Source organism: uncultured Virgibacillus sp. (assembly GCF_947495635.1).
Classification (GTDB): domain Bacteria; phylum Bacillota; class Bacilli; order Bacillales; family Amphibacillaceae; genus Virgibacillus; species Virgibacillus salarius.
In genome coordinates, this window is the sequence record NZ_CANMAB010000054.1 from 1 (window position 1) to 13,069 (window position 13,069).

Genomic DNA, 13,069 nt, shown 5'->3' on the forward strand with positions numbered 1-13,069 from the left:
GAAAGGGAAGTGGGCAGCCGGAGTGGTGGTCAAGCAGTAGCTATTATTCCATAATAGCTACTAGAGGAAGCGTAAATTTGAGCATGTAGTGATAAGGACTGAGCGAATTTTGCTCAGTTTTCTTAAGAAAATTCCATAAGGGGGGATGATATGAAGATGGATCGAAGTGACACCTTTCAGAGTAAATGGTTTATTGGTATAACATGTCTTAAAGTGATCACGATGTATGCTTGGATACCGAAGGATATGTTTGATGTAACAATACCAAGTGTAGACCATTTTATCAGGACATTTAGTGATGCATGGCCTAGGTTTTATGAGGGAAAAGAATTTCTTGAGACGTTTCCTTATCCATCAGGAATGCTATTTATATTAGCGCTTTTTTTCTTGCCAGTTGTACTGTTCGGATTGGATGGGCAGCATCTTCAAACGTTTTTTATACAGCTACCAACATTACTAGCAGATATACTTATTTATTATGTACTACTGCGAACGTTTCCGACAAAGCAAAAGCGGGTCATGTTTATCTATTATGGTTCCCCCCTTATTTTTATAGCGAGTTATCTATATCCACATCATGATTTATTACCGATAGCTGCTTTATTGCTATCGGTATTTTATTTACTACGCAAACAGCATGTCGTTGCTGCGGTTTTCTTTGCGGTTGGATTGTCGTTAAAAATGCCAGTAATTTTTGCATTGCCATTACTTCTTATCTATTTTTTGAAAATGCATCGAACGATTGATGTAATGAAATTCAGTATAATCGCACTTGGGACTTGGTTTCTTTTATCAAGCCCTTTTCTATTTTCAAAGGGGTATCAACTATCGGTTTTTTACTATGAAGATCAATTTAAAATGCTCGATATATATTTGGAAATTGACTATCTCAAGATTTATGTAGCACCGCTTGTTATTGCATTAATTTATATTCACTTTTTTCGATTCGATAAAATTAATGCTGATTTATTGTATACCTATTTAGGCATGCTTTATTTTGCATTTGTGCTATTTATTCCACCAATGCCTCATTGGTATGCCTGGTCCTTTGTGTTTGCGTCGTTCTTTTTTATTAAGACGTATGAGAATAAACATAATATGTATCAATATTTACTATTAACTACCGCTTATTTAGGTTATTTTATCTTTTTTTATCCCAATACAAATCCAACATTACTTGCTATTTCTGAATTCTTTCATATCGATCAGAATGATAGCTTTGTACCTAATTTGATATTTACGTTATTTGAAGGGATTTTGCTATGTTTAATTTGGATTTTTTATAGGTATGGCATTATTAGTAATTCCTTATACAAAGTGCGGTTAAGGCCAACCGTAATTGGCATAGGCGGCGATAGTGGTGTTGGTAAAACAACACTAACAAAAGGGTTAATGAATTTATTTGGTGCCGAGAGGTTACTTATAGTTGAAGGAGACGGTGATCATAAATGGGAGCGAGGTCATGAGAAGTGGAAAGAGTATACCCATTTAAACCCGAAGGCCAATTTTCTGCATGAACAGGCGTCTACGTTAGAAAGGTTGAAGAATGGTAACTCGGCAAAACGCGTTGAATACGACCATCAAAAGGGGAGCTTTACAAATCCCCAGAAGATAGACCCGAATGATTTTATTGTCATGTGTGGACTACATCCACTTTTATTAGCCAGAACGAGAAAGGTATTAGATTTAAAAATTTATCTGGATACAGATGAACAATTGCGAAGACATTGGAAGATTATACGAGACTGTAACGAACGTGGTTACTCGATAGAGAAGCTGATGAAGCAAATTGACGCTAGGGTGGAAGATGCAAAGAAATATATCTATCCGCAAAAAGAATATGCCGATATTATTATCAAATATTATACAGATAAGCCATTTGCGATCGGGAACCCAGATGAGAATCCTGCAATTCAATTAACAATCACCTGTGATGCGGATGTTTTTCTCGAGCATGTATTGGAGGAAATGGATAATGCAAATATTTCATATACACATGATTATCACGCTAATTTAAAGCATCAGATGATAAAATTACATGCGCCAATTGATCGGCAAACAGTCCATGAATTAGCTAATCTCTGTATTGAAAATTTAAATGAAGTTACTCGAGGTCATATGATTGAGTGGCGGGATGGCTATGAGGCATTTATACAATTAATTATCCTCGTATTTATTAGTGAGAAAATGAAAGGTAGGTAATTGCAATGGATTTTAAAGCAATCCTATTGGACCTTGATGATACACTATATGATTATGAATATGCGCATCAGCAGGGGATGGATGCCGTATTTGCTTATATAGCTTCTCATACATCTAGGAGTTATGCGGAGCTGGAGCAAGTGTTTCAACTAGCAAAGAATTCTGTAAAGGCAGATCTAGGTGCTACTGCAGCTTCCCATAATCGAATGCTTTATTTTCAACGGATGTTTGAATATTTACACGTAAATGCGCAAGTACATACATTAGAAGCGTATCGGTTATATTGGGATACATTTTTACCAGCGATGCGGCTGAAAAAAGGTGTTCATGCTTTTCTAAATAAAACGAAAGAAATACCAATTTGTATCGTAACGGATTTGACGACTCATATTCAGCATCGGAAGCTAGTCTATCTCGGTATTCAAGAACGCATCAACTACATGGTGACGAGTGAAGAAGCAGGTGTAGAAAAACCACATCCGCATATTTTTCAGCTAGCTTTAAACAAATTAGGAATGGAAGCAGGAGAAGTCATTATGATTGGTGATCATTATGAAAAAGATGTCGTAGCAGCATCGACATTAGGAATAACATCTTTTTGGTTGAATCAAAAGGCTGCTCATAAAAACCCACTAGCTATAGGGAACTTTTTGCATGTATACGAAAAATTAACAGCATCTCGCCTGCTGTTATAAAACCAGTTTATGGAAGGGAGTGGATAGAAACATGGTTGAGGAGAAGAAGCTATTTGTTGGGCTTTCACGCTTCGCTGGGGAACGGTTCGATTTAATTCAAGCTGGAGGTGGCAATTCCTCTGTTAAGTTAGCGAATGGAAAGATGCTCATTAAAGCCTCGGGACAACTGCTGTCGGATGTAAATGAGACGGATGCCTTTGTAGAAGTTAGCCTTAATAAGATACAGGAAATCCTAGAAAATGAACAAGTCTTACATGAAACAGATAAAAAAAAGCGAGAGCAGCTTGCCGGGAATTTAATGAAAGAAACGGTATATTCGGTTGACCATAGACCATCTATCGAAACATTCCTACATGCTCTGCTTTATAAATATACGCTTCATACGCACCCAATCGTCGTAAATATGTTTACATGTAAACAAAATGGGAGAGACCAACTACAGTTGCTATTTCCTGAAGCTCTATTTATTCCATACGAAACACCCGGGATCGATCTCGCTATCAAATTAAACGAGAGGTGTGTGAACTATCTAGATCAATGGCAGCAATTACCTCAGATTATCTTTTTACAAAATCACGGATTAATTGTTAGCGCGGATGACGCAAATGAAGTGAAGCGATTAACCAATCATGTTGTTATGACCATTGAAAAGCATCTAGGTGTTTATTTCGATCACTATCGACTTAGCAATGAACTTTCACAACTAATGTACACGGTTGACAGCTCCCCAATCACTGCTTATTTATCGGAGGATCCTTACTTGACACAGATGCTCCAGCATGTGCGAACAGTATTTTACAAACCGCCTTTATGTCCAGATACATTTGTGTTTTGTGGTTACTACGCTGTAAATGTAACTAGTAAACAGGACGTAGCAGCATTAAAAGAGTATATGGATATGTATCAAACTCTACCGAAAGTAGTTATTTATAAAGGCTACTTATTTTTTGTGTCTGTAAATCGCAAAAAAGCAAAAGAAACGGAGGAAGTATTCAAAGCACATATTATGACACTTGCATCGTTATATGGTGAAGAACAACCATTAGATAATAACGAGTTACGGTACTTAAGCGATTGGGAAGCAGAGAAATTTAGACAGAGCGTATAAAGTAAACGTTTAACAGTAGAGGTTTTCCTGCGCGTTAATAAGGGATTAGGAGGATGAAAGTGAAAATTATTATACCTATGTCAGGACAAGGCAGTCGATTTGTTCGAGCAGGTTACCAGCAACCAAAGCCATTAATTGAAGTGGATGGCATGCCAATGATTGAGCATGTAGTGAATTTATTTCCCAAAGAAACGGGCTTTATATTTATTTGTAGAGAGGATCACCTGCAAGCCACAAATATGGAAAGTATACTTAGGCGGATTGCTCCAGAGGGAAAAATTATTAGTATATCACCACATAAGCAGGGACCAGTATATGCAGTTACAAGAGCTATGCAGGAAATAAACGATGAGGAAGAGGTCATTATTAATTATTGTGACTTCTCTTGCTACTGGAGCTATGATGATTTTCTAGCACGTACTCGAGAAAGAAATGCTGACGGTGCCATACCGGCGTATAGAGGTTTTCATCCCCATATGTTAGGAACAACCAATTATGCATTTATGCGTCATCAGCATAACTGGATGCTAGAAATAAAAGAAAAACAGCCGTTCACTTCGAATAGAATGGAGGAATTTGCTTCAAGCGGAACCTATTACTTTAAAAAAGGCTTTTTTGTAAAAAAATATTTTACAGAACTTATGGAAAAGAATATCCATGTGAACGGAGAATACTATGTCAGTCTCGTTTATAACCTATTACAAAGGGACGGATTGCATACATTCATTTACGAAATACAACATATGCTTCAATGGGGGACGCCAGAGGATATGGAAGCATACCAGCGTTGGTCGAGCTATTTTCATAGGGTTATGGAAGGAAACAAAGCCGAGGAAATATATCCAATGACAACCATACTACCATTAGCTGGTGCGGGGAGTCGCTTTGCTAGAAATGGTTATTCGCTGCCGAAGCCTTTTATAGAGGTTTCTGGGAAACCGATGTTTATACAAGCAAACGCATATTTACCACAGGCTAACAAACAATTTTTAATGTGCTTGGAAGAACATATGCAGCGCTATGATATAGAACAAGACCTAAGAATGTATGGGGAGTCGGGTGAAATTTTAGTGGTAGAAGAGCTAATGGAAGGGCAGGCGAAAACCTGTGCATTAGCCTTGGATAGAATAAATCTGGATGAATCCTTACTTATTTCAGCCTGTGACCACGGAGCCTTATGGAATGAGGCCGTATATCAACAATTAATGCAGGATGATGATATTGATGCCATTATATGGACGTTTCGAAGACATCCTTCTAGTAAAGTAAATCCAGAAATGTATGGATGGGTGAAGGTGGACACACAGAATCGTGTAACAGAGGTATCCGTAAAGCAGCCAATCAGTGATCATCCTTATGATGATCATGCGATTGTTGGGACGTTTTATTTTAGAAAAGCGAGCTATTTTCAACAGGCTATCAACCGGTTATTTGCAAAAAATATACGAGTGAATGGTGAATTTTATATAGATAGCTGTTTCAATGAACTAATCGAGATGGGATTACATGTAAAAGTGCTTGAGGTGGATCATTATATTGGTTGGGGTACACCTACGGATTTAAAAACATTCCAATACTGGCAGAGCTTCTTCCATAAATGTGCTTGGCATCCCTACCGTTTACATTTGGATACATTTATAAATAAAGACAAAATATCTGAGTTGGATGCATTGTATCAATGGAAAAAGCCAGTTTCCCTTTAATGAATAGCCATGTTAGACAGATATTGCGTTTCATCGTAGTAGGAATGTCGGCTGTTGCTGTGGATTGCTTGCTATATTTTATCCTGATTCCAAATTTAGATCCCAATATTGCCAAACTGATTTCATATATTTGCGGAATGATCATTGCCTTTCTTCTCAATAAGTATTGGACGTTTGAAAAGAAACAACATGCTATCATCCAATTTTATAAGTTTACACTTCTGTATGTAAGTACACTTGGAGTTAATGTTGGTGTAAATTTCTTCATCCTGACGCATATAAGCTCGATAACGTTAGTTGGCTTTACGATTGCGACGGCAGCAAGTACAATTATAAATTTTACGATTCAGAAATGGTGGGTGTTTAAAAAATGATCAGGTATTCCATTGTGATTCCTTGCTATAATGAGGCGAAAAATATCCCAGCTTTATTAGCTAGATGGGAGCAGGTAATGGAACGAAAGGATGTCGAAATTCTCTTAGTCAATAATGGTTCCAAGGATGAAAGCAGCGAAACGCTGCAGCAATGGGTTCCTCAATATTCTTTTGCTCAACGCTTAGAAATTGAAGTGAATCGCGGATATGGATATGGTATTTTATACGGTTTAAGTCATGCCAGAGGTGAATTTTTAGGGTGGACCCATGCAGATTTACAAACAGATCCATTAGATGTTATCAAAGCGATGGAGGTAATAGACAATAGTCCCTCACCTCAACATATATTTGTGAAGGGAAATCGAAAAAATAGGCCGTTGTTCGATCAGCTGTTTACAGGCGGAATGAGCTTGTTTGAAAGCTTATATTTAAAGCAAAAGCTCCGTGATATAAATGCGCAGCCAAATGTATTCCATCGTAGCTTTTATTTAAGCTGGTCTAATCCGCCAGATGACTTTTCGCTGGATCTATATGCGTTCTATATGGCTAGGAAGGCCGATTTGGAAATTCATCGGTTTGCTGTCGTATTCCCAGACCGATTACATGGGGAATCAAGCTGGAATAATGGGTTAGCTGCCAAGGTAAAATTTATAAAACGTACCCTAGATTTTAGTACGACCTTAAAAAAGGAGTTAGCTAGATAATGGACTATATTGCTCATCGAATAAATACCGTTGCTCAATTAAATAAGCTACCTAAGCATTATGGGGTTGAGATTGATTTGCGAGATGCAGGAGGACGCATTATTTTGCAACATGATCCTTTTGAGGATGGAGAGGATTTGGAGGAGTTTCTGCAGCATTATCAACATGGTTGTATGATCTTAAATATTAAGAGTGAACGAATTGAGCATAAGGTTCAAACACTATTAAAAAACTATCATATTACGAACTACTTCTTTCTAGATTCTTCCTTTCCGATGATTTATGAACTGACACGTCATGGAGAACGGAATATTGCTATCCGATTTTCCGAGTTCGAAGGGATAGATACGATTCTTGCGATGCAGGGGCGAGTGAATTGGGTTTGGATAGATTGCTTTACCAGACTACCAATTGATAGGAAACGTTTTACGAAATTAAAGCAAGCAGGATTTAAATTATGCTTGGTGTCTCCTGAGTTGCAAGGCAGACCAGAGGATATTACTAATTATCAGGATGATTTACTAGCGAATGCTATACATGTGGATGCAATATGTACAAAACGTGAGTATGTCCATCTATGGGAAGCGTAATGGATCTAGGGGGAGTTTAGGGTGAATGATAATAGGACAAAGAAATATGGATCATTGATCTTCTGCCTTATAATTATTCTCATTAGTTTATTTTCCGTTTACTTTTATCAGGTTGCTTGGGGGTGGCCTGTAGTAGATAGCTTTCCACAAATTGAGAAGCTATTAAATAAGCAGTTTCTGCCAGCTGACTTTTATACAAATACATTTGAAGAATTTTCCCCTAGATTGTACGTTTCCTATTTTTATATTTTTGGAGCAAACGTGTTTCATGTAGATTATACAGTGTTCATTGCATTTGTAAATCTTTTACGGATCTTTCTGCTAAACATTGCAGTTTTCACTTTATTATATGTTCTTAGCAACAAGCAAACGTATATCGCTCTTATTGGAATGTTCTTAGGAGCCATTTCTTTTTATAGTATTCCGAGAACGATTGCCTGGTTTTTCAGTACACCTGTATTCAGTGCAGCGGAATTTTCCTTAGTGTTTATTCTGTTTGGCTTCGTTCTAATTTATCGAGCTAACATCTTTTCATCATGTATGTTATTTGCTATTGCTATGCTGCTTCACCCTGTATTAACATTACATGGATTAGCGATAGCTGGACTGCTTTTCGTTGCTACGTATAATTTCAGTGAAATCAAATCGATGATAAATCGTTGGTCCATTTTAGGTTTGCTTTCGATAATCGGAGCATTTTTCGTTAGCTATATACCATTAAAGCTGTCGGAAAAGGGAGTAGCACTCTTATCGAGTAAGGAATACACAACAATCATTGGTGATCTTAGACATCCCCATCATTATATTCCATCGAAGTTTGGTATCGAAAATTGGTTCATTGCTATCATGTACGCCGTTATCATCATCTATATGATGTATGTAATAAGAAAGAGGCTGCCAGCTTCTATTCTAAGGTTTCTCAAGCTGTATGGGCTTTATATTACGTTCATGATGGCTATTGGTTATCTTTTTGTTGAAGTGGTTCCTATCAAATCGATCGTAACCATAATTCCCTATCGCACGTTTGTATTTGTCCCCGTATTCTATTTATTTATCTTTGCCTATTACATGTATTACAAATTACGAAATAAAGATTATCTTTCATTCCTATTGCTGCATCTTCCGTTTATTCCTGTACTTACACAGGATATAAAGCTCTCTACATTAATGATGGGGGCTGTATTCGTTTATGCAGTATGGAGTGATTGGTTGTTCGCTAAAAAAGGATTGAAGCTTCATATTTATTTAGATCGCTATTTAATGAAACGAATAGGTTTACATTATTTCTATTTGATACTCGTACTATTGGCTTTTGCAGGTAGCTTTTTTGTGTTGGATCGAAAACTAGCTTTTAATATTCCTGATATTTCAGAACCACGGAATGAGCTTTATGCATGGGTGAAGGAACATACCGCTCAGGATGCACAAATATTAGCAGATATTGATGTGGATCATTTAGTAAATCAAAAACTACGCTTAATTGCAAATCGAAGTGTACCGGTTAGCAAAGACTTTCCATTTAATGAAAAATATTATAAGGAATGGGCGGAACGGTTCATGGATATATATGATGGAAAGTATGATAATGCTGGTCATATCAATGAATTGACGCAAACAGAATTACGGTCTTTAATGAAAAAATACCAGGTTGATATCATTTTAAGAACCGAGAAGTTGGAAGGAACATCTTACTTTTCACTACAGAAAACGATCCCATTAAAGGGAAAAAATGTGTATATATATAAGGCAATGCAATAGAAGTTTAACATAATGTGGGTGCTTGCTAGAATCCAGCTGTCGAGCGAGGTGAAAGAATTGAAGAAGAAGTATTTGCTATTTTTAGGTCTTGTTGTCTTAGGTGCTGTTTTTTTGATAATGAAATTTACAGATGAACAAGGCGGTGGTGATAATAATTCTACGTCGCGTTATACTGTGGATTTGGAACGATGGGGGATCTATAATGATGGTACACATCCAAAGGAAACGACAGAAGGCTTAAACAAAGCGTTACTGTGGGCAAGTAGAAATGATTACAACACGTTTTATATACCGGCTGGAACGTATCTAATAGATAAGGGACAGGAGCCGTCTGATCCGAATGCTCGCCTAAATATGGTAAGCGATCTAACACTAGAACTAGCTGATGAAGCAACTCTAAAAAAGGAAACCAATTCATATGAGAGCTATGAAATTGTATATGTCGGTCCAGAGACGAAGAATGTATCGATTAAAGGTGGGACATTTCAAGGGGATCGCGACACACACGATTATACTGGAAAGGATACGTCTCATAGCCATGGCACCCATGAGTTTGGTATGGGAATATTAGCTCTTGGTACCGATAATTTAAAGATAGAAGATGTAAAGACGATTAATTTCACTGGAGATGGCATTATGGTTGGCGGGAGTTCGAAACAAATAAATAGATTAAAAGAAAGTGATTTTGAATTGGGTGCAATTGGTAAGAAGGGAGAATTGATAGCTGATTCTACGAAGATTCGAACCAAAGGAAATGTAAAGACAAATTTCCAGCATCCCGTTTTTGATGCAAACAGAGTTATTCAGCTCTCGCGCCCAAAAAATATGAATGCCAATACCCCTTATGATATCTTTTTTTATCGTTCAGATGGTACATTTATTCAAAAGGTAGAGAATCAGGAGCTTGATTGGAGTATGGTCAATGTGCCAGAGCAGGCAGCGTACTTTCATGCTGTGTTTGATACAGAAGAGATAGCTGGCGTAGAACTGGAGTATTGGAATAAGGATATATCCAATCAGGTTGAAATAAAGCATAGTGAATCAGCAAATAATCGTAGGCAGGGAATAACCGTTGCAGGCGTCTCTAACATGGAGATCACGCAAAATAAGATACATAACATCAAGGGAATCGCCCCTCAATCAGGAATTGATATTGAAGCAGGTTTTTATCCTAATTACAATATCCTTATAAAAGAGAATCGGATATATAATAATGAAAGGTATAATATTATTCTTTATGATGGTCAAGATGTCACGGTTGATGAAAATTATCTTGGGCCGAATAAAGCGAATTCCTCCATTGGTCTTGCGATAGCTACATCGTTTCGGTCTGGTGCTGTTATTAAAAATAATACGTTTGATGCTAGTAAAATTGTGGCGGAAGGTGAAGCAGTCTTTCGCGGTAACCGTATGTCGGACTCGTTAGCAACGATTTTCGGTCCAGATACACTACTTACAGATATGGAATTCACAAATTCACAATTAAGTATTCAAAGTAAAGAGCCATATGGCGTAGAAGTTTCAAATATTACCTTAGCAAATGATAGAAAACAAATCAATTCGCTACAAATCAAGGATCAACCCATAAAATTAAGTGATGTAACGATCACAGGCGAAACGGTCGAACGTAATATAGTCGGTGAAGTAGCTGATGGTAGTATCTTTAATCGCTTGAAAGTTATTGACTATAACGCAACGTATGGACTTGATTTACCTAGAGGAACATATAATGGCTGTGAATTTGCATCATCAGAGCCAGGAAAGGGAAGGATTGATCTGAATAGTTTAGGTAACTATGAATTTAACGATTGTGTATTTAAGCAAATTGGCGATTTACATGTAGATAATACTGGTGTAGAAGCTGTTATTCAATCTTCACAATTTGAGTCAGCAACAAAGATCCCCATTATCCGTATTAATAAAGCGAAGGAGGTAGCCATCTTAGATAATGTGATATATACAGAGATTGATTCCACTTCAATTAAAGAATGGATATACATTAATGAAAATACAGCACCACATGTTAAGCAAGAGGGTAATACGATAAAGTATCTAGGAAATTAGCTTGACTTCATCGTTCTTAGCATTGACAATAGCAGAGAGTCATGGTAAATTAGCACTATATTCTTTATAAAGAACGAAATTGCGAAGTTATTCGCGCTTTTTTATCCATTTAATGTTCTTTATAATGAACGAATGATGATGAAAGGGGGGAACTTCATGAAAAAAGAATGGGAAAAGCCTGTATTAGATCAGCTTAGTGTAAGCCTTACCAAGGGCAAAGGCCATGGTGGCAAATGGTGGGATGATAGTGATGATTCAGGAGACGATAATCTTGGTAGCTAAAGAAAACATCGTTTTGTTAGCGACTGAACACTTCTTGAATAAGAATTAAAACAGCCATATCACATTACTTACATTAGGGCTTGTCTCATCCTGTAGTTGTAAAAGTAGAGAGCTAAATTTGAGACAGCCCGAACAAATTTAACTTTAATCCGTGGGGGGTTTTGTTTATCCCCACGGATGGTTAGTACCACAAGGGTATGACCTAAAGGCTCTGAAACGAATCGGACATTTATTGCTTGAAGTGGTGTCTTACTGCCAGTTATATGCGGGATAAAGAGGGGGAATGAGAGGCGTGGATTATCGGGCATTCGGATTAACGATATCTAGTGATATCGTGTTACCAGAGCTACTGCCTATGTCTTTTGAAAATGAGGGACAAGGACGTGACGTGATCATAACGAGAGCGGATTTAACGGAACAATGGGCAAGGCTATTTCAAGAGGATGAATTTTTTATAATTAAAGAGAATTTTTGTATGTTTAAGGTTGATGGGGTGGCTATCTATGCAATCCATGGAGGAACTAACATAACTGTTTCGCCATGTGATGGTGCACAGGAAGATCAAGTTCGTTTATTTATCCTAGGTACAAGTATGGGAATACTATTAATGCAGCGGAAAACGCTTCCTTTACACGGGAGTGCGATAGCTGTTGATGGAGCTGCCATTGCCATTGTAGGTTCCTCAGGAGCTGGAAAGTCTACGCTAGCATCTGAATTTTTACAAAGAGGATATCATTTAATAAGTGATGACCTTATTCCAGTAACCTTCCAGAAGAGTGGCATTCCATATATTAAGCCAGCGTATCCCCAACAAAAATTATGGTTAGAAAGTTTACATCATTTTGGAATGGAGGAAACGAAGTATCGTCCACTTATCGATAGAGCATCAAAATTTGCTATTCCGGTCTTGAACCAATTTGTCTCCGAATGGTTACCTTTGGTTGGTGTATATGAATTAGTAAAAAGTGATAAGCAGGATATTCAGGTAAAGCCAATTCACAATCTTGAACGGTTGCAAACGCTGTATAAACATACGTTTCGCAAGTCATTACTGAAAAAATCAGGCTTATTGGAATGGCATTTTCACACGATAGCTAAAATGGTAAATAAACTAGATATCTATCAATTACAACGCCCAACGTCCTATTTTACGGCGGAACAGCTTGCAGACGTTATCGAATCAGAATGGATAGCAAGGAGGAATACAAATGATCAAGCAGCAAAAGCTTATCATCCATCAATTAGTTAGCCAAGATACCAATGCAATTGTAAGTGACATGGATGGTGAAAAAGTCATGCTATGTATGGAAAATAGCTCGTATTATAATTTGGGAACAGTGGGAGGGGATATTTGGGAACATATCGAAAAGCCAATATCCATCAAGGCTTTAATCTCATTACTAACTAGTCAATATGATGTAGAGGAGCACGTTTGTGAGGAACAGGTTCTGACTTTTTTGGGGCATTTATTAAACGAGGGATTAATTCAAGTTAATCCGGAATCGCTATCATAGAATATGCTTCAATGTAGCGATGCAAGCAGATAAGAGCCTAATCTTTATTTCCTTTTTAAATGACGTTGGAAAGGA

Annotated in this window: 12 protein-coding genes; all 12 read left to right on the top strand. The window is 37.4% G+C overall.

Annotation, left to right across the window (positions count from 1 at the left end; genetic code table 11):
• Positions 1–150 precede the first annotated feature (150 nt).
• The 12 genes from Q1A47_RS12365 (at position 151) to Q1A47_RS12420 (ending at position 12,994) form a co-directional block, all read left to right on the top strand.
• On the top strand, positions 151–2,202 hold the full coding sequence (locus tag Q1A47_RS12365; protein ID WP_051388278.1) for a hypothetical protein: 2,052 nt from the start codon (positions 151–153) through the stop codon (positions 2,200–2,202).
• 5 nt (positions 2,203–2,207) lie between these two features.
• Positions 2,208–2,897, top strand: coding sequence for an HAD family hydrolase (locus Q1A47_RS12370; RefSeq protein ID WP_051388279.1), 690 nt, complete (start codon positions 2,208–2,210; stop codon positions 2,895–2,897).
• Between the two features lie 31 nt (positions 2,898–2,928).
• Positions 2,929–4,005, top strand: a complete 1,077-nt coding sequence (locus Q1A47_RS12375) for a class II aldolase/adducin family protein (RefSeq protein ID WP_026680476.1) — start codon at positions 2,929–2,931, stop codon at positions 4,003–4,005.
• Positions 4,006–4,064: 59 nt separating this feature from the next.
• Positions 4,065–5,708, top strand: coding sequence for an NTP transferase domain-containing protein (locus Q1A47_RS12380; RefSeq protein WP_026680477.1), 1,644 nt, complete (start codon positions 4,065–4,067; stop codon positions 5,706–5,708).
• Positions 5,684–6,082 carry a GtrA family protein gene (locus Q1A47_RS12385; protein ID WP_051388280.1) on the top strand — a complete coding sequence of 133 codons (399 nt, stop codon included), beginning with the start codon at positions 5,684–5,686 and terminating at the stop codon, positions 6,080–6,082. The genes Q1A47_RS12380 and Q1A47_RS12385 overlap by 25 nt, the downstream gene beginning before the upstream one ends.
• Complete coding sequence (locus tag Q1A47_RS12390) at positions 6,079–6,786, top strand: glycosyltransferase family 2 protein (protein ID WP_166530708.1); 708 nt, start codon at positions 6,079–6,081, stop codon at positions 6,784–6,786. The genes Q1A47_RS12385 and Q1A47_RS12390 overlap by 4 nt, the downstream gene beginning before the upstream one ends.
• On the top strand, positions 6,786–7,376 hold the full coding sequence (locus Q1A47_RS12395; RefSeq protein WP_026680480.1) for a hypothetical protein: 591 nt from the start codon (positions 6,786–6,788) through the stop codon (positions 7,374–7,376). Before Q1A47_RS12390 ends, Q1A47_RS12395 begins: the two co-directional genes overlap by 1 nt.
• A gap of 21 nt (positions 7,377–7,397) precedes the next feature.
• A complete protein-coding gene (locus Q1A47_RS12400) occupies positions 7,398–9,134 on the top strand; it encodes a DUF6798 domain-containing protein (protein WP_026680481.1) in 1,737 nt (578 codons plus the stop codon).
• 57 nt (positions 9,135–9,191) lie between these two features.
• Positions 9,192–11,198 (top strand): right-handed parallel beta-helix repeat-containing protein, encoded by a 2,007-nt coding sequence (locus tag Q1A47_RS12405; RefSeq protein ID WP_152525407.1) that lies wholly within the window; start codon positions 9,192–9,194, stop codon positions 11,196–11,198.
• Between the two features lie 156 nt (positions 11,199–11,354).
• Entirely contained in the window at positions 11,355–11,480 is a 126-nt protein-coding gene (locus tag Q1A47_RS12410; protein ID WP_161629264.1) for a paeninodin family lasso peptide, read from the top strand.
• Between the two features lie 283 nt (positions 11,481–11,763).
• Positions 11,764–12,729 carry an aldolase gene (locus Q1A47_RS12415; protein WP_166530709.1) on the top strand — a complete coding sequence of 322 codons (966 nt, stop codon included), beginning with the start codon at positions 11,764–11,766 and terminating at the stop codon, positions 12,727–12,729.
• Positions 12,689–12,994 (top strand): lasso peptide biosynthesis PqqD family chaperone, encoded by a 306-nt coding sequence (locus Q1A47_RS12420; protein WP_026680483.1) that lies wholly within the window; start codon positions 12,689–12,691, stop codon positions 12,992–12,994. Before Q1A47_RS12415 ends, Q1A47_RS12420 begins: the two co-directional genes overlap by 41 nt.
• Positions 12,995–13,069: the final 75 nt, after the last annotated feature.

Coding starts and splice junctions, on each gene's coding strand:
- Q1A47_RS12365 (WP_051388278.1), top strand. CDS start 151: ATGAAGATGGATCGAAGTGACACCTTTCAGAGTAAATGGTTTATTGGT.
- Q1A47_RS12370 (WP_051388279.1), top strand. CDS start 2,208: ATGGATTTTAAAGCAATCCTATTGGACCTTGATGATACACTATATGAT.
- Q1A47_RS12375 (WP_026680476.1), top strand. CDS start 2,929: ATGGTTGAGGAGAAGAAGCTATTTGTTGGGCTTTCACGCTTCGCTGGG.
- Q1A47_RS12385 (WP_051388280.1), top strand. CDS start 5,684: ATGGAAAAAGCCAGTTTCCCTTTAATGAATAGCCATGTTAGACAGATA.
- Q1A47_RS12390 (WP_166530708.1), top strand. CDS start 6,079: ATGATCAGGTATTCCATTGTGATTCCTTGCTATAATGAGGCGAAAAAT.
- Q1A47_RS12395 (WP_026680480.1), top strand. CDS start 6,786: ATGGACTATATTGCTCATCGAATAAATACCGTTGCTCAATTAAATAAG.
- Q1A47_RS12410 (WP_161629264.1), top strand. CDS start 11,355: ATGAAAAAAGAATGGGAAAAGCCTGTATTAGATCAGCTTAGTGTAAGC.
- Q1A47_RS12415 (WP_166530709.1), top strand. CDS start 11,764: ATGAGAGGCGTGGATTATCGGGCATTCGGATTAACGATATCTAGTGAT.
- Q1A47_RS12420 (WP_026680483.1), top strand. CDS start 12,689: ATGATCAAGCAGCAAAAGCTTATCATCCATCAATTAGTTAGCCAAGAT.